The 4,307-nt window shown below is 54.6% G+C and carries 6 protein-coding genes; all 6 read right to left on the bottom strand.

Features of this window, described 5'->3' with window-relative positions; genetic code table 11:
• Positions 1–298 (bottom strand): M15 family metallopeptidase domain-containing protein (locus ACR0FB_RS20625; RefSeq protein WP_480895536.1); only part of this gene is annotated, 298 nt, incomplete at its 3' end.
• Entirely contained in the window at positions 295–1,539 is a 1,245-nt protein-coding gene (locus ACR0FB_RS20620) for a hypothetical protein (RefSeq protein WP_480621762.1), read from the bottom strand. The genes ACR0FB_RS20620 and ACR0FB_RS20625, both read right to left, overlap by 4 nt.
• A 42-nt stretch (positions 1,540–1,581) precedes the next feature.
• The gene (locus ACR0FB_RS20615; protein WP_480873001.1) at positions 1,582–1,803 is read right to left on the bottom strand and encodes a hypothetical protein; all 222 of its coding nucleotides are present in this window, start codon (positions 1,801–1,803) and stop codon (positions 1,582–1,584) included.
• Between the two features lie 17 nt (positions 1,804–1,820).
• Complete coding sequence (locus ACR0FB_RS20610; RefSeq protein WP_480895534.1) at positions 1,821–2,861, bottom strand: hypothetical protein; 1,041 nt, start codon at positions 2,859–2,861, stop codon at positions 1,821–1,823.
• 223 nt (positions 2,862–3,084) lie between these two features.
• On the bottom strand, positions 3,085–3,765 hold the full coding sequence (locus ACR0FB_RS20605) for a rolling circle replication-associated protein (RefSeq protein WP_480621764.1): 681 nt from the start codon (positions 3,763–3,765) through the stop codon (positions 3,085–3,087).
• Between the two features lie 314 nt (positions 3,766–4,079).
• On the bottom strand, positions 4,080–4,307 hold a 228-nt coding region (locus tag ACR0FB_RS20600; RefSeq protein ID WP_480895532.1), incomplete at its 5' end, for a M15 family metallopeptidase.

Here is a 4,307-nt window from a genome sequence, read left to right as displayed (position 1 = left end):
TTTGATACAAGTCCAAGTCCCATAAAGGTTTGGACCAATCATGGCTCATAGCGGCGAGATCGACCGCACGTCCGTCGATATGATAGGAGTGGAGAGTTTGAGATTTCCCCTCTCGCACTAATCTCGCTTGCTCGGCTTGGGTTCTTCGCCCGCAAGTGACCCGCCAGTTTGCTGTCTCGTTAGGATCTTCGTTCTGGTAATAGCGAAGCACCCCGTCAAGGAGGATGAAGATTAGACGGGGATCTACCCCGTCTAACCTCGACAGCCTATCGATAGGCATATCCGTGAACGCGATCATTTAATCTCATCCTTGATATGACCCGTCACGGTTGCCGAGACCATGCCCTCATACGCAACGAACTTTTGGTTGGCATTGGTGCCCACGAACAAAGCGTCAATGTCCGTGGTTTTGGGATAAAGCCCCTTAGTATCAAGGCTATCCCCGGCGTCGGTCACGTCCAAACCGGAGGACATAGGCAGCGGATAAGGCAAGTCTGTGTCTGCGGCGTTGATGAACTGTTCGCCATGGCTGAGTAGATCACGGTGATCATAGATCATTGAGGCCGTGGACGCGGGGGTGTGTTTGCCGGTCTCAAAGAGGCGATCTCGCGCCGAAGCCTCAAGCGCGCGCACAGCGGCTGTCGGGTCGTCCAAGGTGTACGACGGATACCAGTCCGTGAAGCCCCAGAGTTCGCCAATGAGCGACGAATGCCGGATTGAAGATTGGAACATCTTGGGCCGGACACCAATAACGCCGATGATAAAGCCGGGTTCAATAAAGCGCTTAGCTTTATCCAGTTTGATATCCTCAGAGTAGTAATACGACGAGGCCGGGGACCCGTCTGCGGGGTTGATGACGTTGGTTGGCCGGGACCATTTGCGATGATAACGTAGGATTTCAGGTTCACCCTGAGTGGTAACGGATGATTTAACACCGTAGGTCTCCAAGTAGTCTTCATAGGTCAATTCCGTCATTTGCATTTGTTGCAGCATTTGCCACTGGTTCAGCGCCTCGTATGTCTGGCGGGCGTCTGTAACGTCCACAGCGGCGTCCGCAGGTTCAAAGATAAGGTTGTTGTACCAACTGCGGTTGTTAAGCTGCATCATTGATACGCCATCGATGGTCGGGACCGTGTGACCCTCATCCGTGAAATGGGCTTCGATGATCTGATCATAGCAAAGCTTGATCCAGTCAATTTGACCGTTCTTTGTGAAGAACCGGGGTTTGTCTGCCCCGGCGAGATATGCGGCGGAACTTTCGCCATCATTCAGGAAGGCTTGGCCGAGATCGCGGTCAATGTCGGTCAGCTTTACGTAGAAATACCACGCTTCCAACCATGCGCCCGACAAGGGGTTGTTAACAGGTTGGCCGACGATGGTCAGGCGGGACGTGATAGCCTGACAGGTTTCGCCCGGTAGAACGGGGTGCGCGAAAAACGGATACAGCCCGTAAGGCTTCATCACACCCGCGACAGGGAAATTCGGTGTCCGGTTTTTCCGCATTATGCGGCGCTGGTTCGGATCGAGTGAAATTTGCATGTTGATACTCCGAAAAGCCCGGCACTATGGCCGGGCGTAAGGTTAAAACTTGGAAGTTTTCGGCTTGGTGGGCTTCATACCAGTTGCCAGCATGGCGGCCATTGGATCGGGGCGCTCTGCTGGGTTTTCGATCACGATCCGTATTGTTTGAGCAGCACCGCTGCGGCTGCGGTTGCTGCGGCTGCGCCCCCGGCTATAAGCGCGGGCTTTGGTTTTTGGTGCCGAGCGGCGGCTTGGAGCGCGACGATAAGAACGTTTAGCCATCTCATTTTCTTCCTTTCTTAGACAAACCACGGGGAGTTAAGGTTGAATTCGGACCCCGATGCACTACGCATATCCGCTGCATACCGATCTTTCAACCCATGAATGTACCCAAAAACTTTATCCTCGACATAATTGTAAGTCAGGTCGGCGAACAACTGTTCCCAATCCATAGCAGGCAGTCCATGCTTGAGTATCCAGTCCAATTTCTCACGATGCGTCATCTCTCGTTCAAGTTTGCCATTCCTGCGGACTTGGGGAAATTGGCCGTTTTCGAGGATGATTTCCAATATTTCCGCCCCTTCCGTGGCCTTGTCCATGAGCCACGTAATGACCGCGAGGCCCTGTCGGGACTTAGACTTGCGCTCGCGGACACCCTTGGGGGGGCGAACATTGGCGGGGTTCCGCACGAATTCGGTGGAGCCATCCGGCTTGATGGTTATGCCGACCGAAGTTGTTGGACGATCAGGACGCGGGCGCGGCTTAGGCTTTGGGCGCGTCTGCGGACTAGGCGGTGGCAACGGCACACCGTGCGGGTCGTTTACGTGCGGATTTATTTGTCCAGGCGCATCCGGCTTGCGCCGCGGTTTTTGTCCTGGGGGATTTGGAACGTACCTCGGGGGAACCGTAGGGTATGGGTTCGGAGCAATAATTCCCGGTTCCGGAAGTCCCTCGCCGGGGGGGATCACAATCGTCTTGTGCCATTCAGAATACATCCCCCCCAAATCCTCTCGCCTAGAATAGACATCATATTCGTAAAGCGGCGTGGGTATCGGATGATTGAGCGCCGCCCAATCGAGGTTTGTATAGCTGTCAACCTTGTGAACGCCATCGGCTTCAACAGCTGGTATCCGCTCGATAACGCCCGGACCTTTGAGGCGTCCGTTCTCTACGTAAAGCCCTTCCGGCGCTTCACTAAGCAATGTTTTGCGGCGTTCGAGCAGTTGTGAGATTGCAAGCGCGAGACCAAGCAAAGGCAGCGCTGTGCCAATAGCCCGACCTAACACCGCGCGTTGCGCGGCCCTGTTTGCCACCGCTCGCGTGGTCGGAGCGCGGTTCATGTTTGCATTTATGCCCCGGCGGGGCGGGGCAGAATGTGGCGGGAACGAATTAGGGACGTTCCGTGGCAGGGTCGGGCGAGAGCGGGCGGTGGGTGTACCTACAGGCAAAGTTAGATTCCTTCATTTCATTGGGGGTGTCTGGGTTTTGTTTTCTTTTAGTTGAAAATTGCCCGTAGACAATTTGCTTTGCAACCCCCTAACCCCCTGAAGGGGGAAAGGCTGCTTACGCAGCCGCTGGCCCGTAACGGATACTGGCACGCGGTCTACAGTCAAAGGCTTTGGTGGTATACGTAGTCACGTAGCCCGCCGATCTTTCGACGTCGGACCTAGTACCCCCGACAAGGCGCGCATGAACATGTGCGTCCCATTTGCTCTCAATGAGAGCCTTTCGAACCGGCGATTTACCCGCGATCTCATGCATGATCACGTGGTAATGGGAACGACCCGTTTCCTCGCCTAGCTCATGAACCGCTAGGTATCGAAAGCATGCGCCTTGTGCGCGCAGCCGCTTAAAGTATTTCTTTAACTCGCCGTACAGGACGGGCTCGAGGGTTTTACCTGCGGCTTTGGCATCGGCAATAGCAATTGCCAGCATCCTAGGGGATAGGGTGAGCGTGATTGCCCAATTCCTTGGGGCAATGCTCATTTCATAGATGGCGCGCTCGCGCCATTTTAGTTTGCGATATTTCAAACATCGCGGACACTTTCGGCAGGGACCGAACATGGTGATTTCCAACGCCCGTTGAGGGCGGTTGGCCCAATCGATAAAACGATCATGTTTCAGACGGATTGGGACCGGGGCGTCACAGTAGGGGACGCCGTGAATGTGCGTCGAGTATCTCGTCCCGTCGGGATCGCGCAGCCTAGCCTTTGCGAACGAGTAGCGGAATTTGGTGTAGTCCATGAATTCCTGTCACTTATGCATATACTATCAAGTCCCCGCTGCGCGGGCTGGTTCTGGATGCATCGGCTCACAATGAACGACATTGAGAGACAAGCGGTTAGCTTGGGACTGCGGACACCCCCAGAGGGGACCCCCGTCCTTGTGCAAACAAGCCGGAGTTTGTTTGCGGCGCGCTTCGCGCGTTGCTTAGAAAGCGAAAAAGAACGTTTGCGAACGTTTGGAGAACAAACAGGGGGAACGCTTTTTTATGGGTTAGGATACCCGAAACCGAAACAGCCCCTGAGAGGCGATCCTAGAGGCTGTCCGGCGATTTCCTAAAATTGGCTGTCACGACCATTTGGCAAAAGCTCAATTTGCCAATGACAGCCATCGACAAGGGTTTTCCAGTGCCCCCCCCACGTTACGGGAATACCAGCTTCGTTCGAAGCTTGCTGGATGTACTTGTCGAGGGTTTGATACAAGTCCAAGTCCCATAAAGGTTTGGACCAATCATGGCTCATAGCGGCGAGATCGACCGCACGTCCGTCGATATGATAGGAGTG

The organism is Ruegeria sp. P10 (assembly GCF_056534925.1).
The sequence above is the reverse complement of the archived record's forward strand: the minus strand, read 5'-3'. Positions and strand labels throughout refer to the sequence as shown.

Coding starts and splice junctions, on each gene's coding strand:
- ACR0FB_RS20620 (WP_480621762.1), bottom strand. CDS start 1,539: ATGCAAATTTCACTCGATCCGAACCAGCGCCGCATAATGCGGAAAAAC.
- ACR0FB_RS20615 (WP_480873001.1), bottom strand. CDS start 1,803: ATGGCTAAACGTTCTTATCGTCGCGCTCCAAGCCGCCGCTCGGCACCA.
- ACR0FB_RS20610 (WP_480895534.1), bottom strand. CDS start 2,861: ATGAACCGCGCTCCGACCACGCGAGCGGTGGCAAACAGGGCCGCGCAA.
- ACR0FB_RS20605 (WP_480621764.1), bottom strand. CDS start 3,765: ATGGACTACACCAAATTCCGCTACTCGTTCGCAAAGGCTAGGCTGCGC.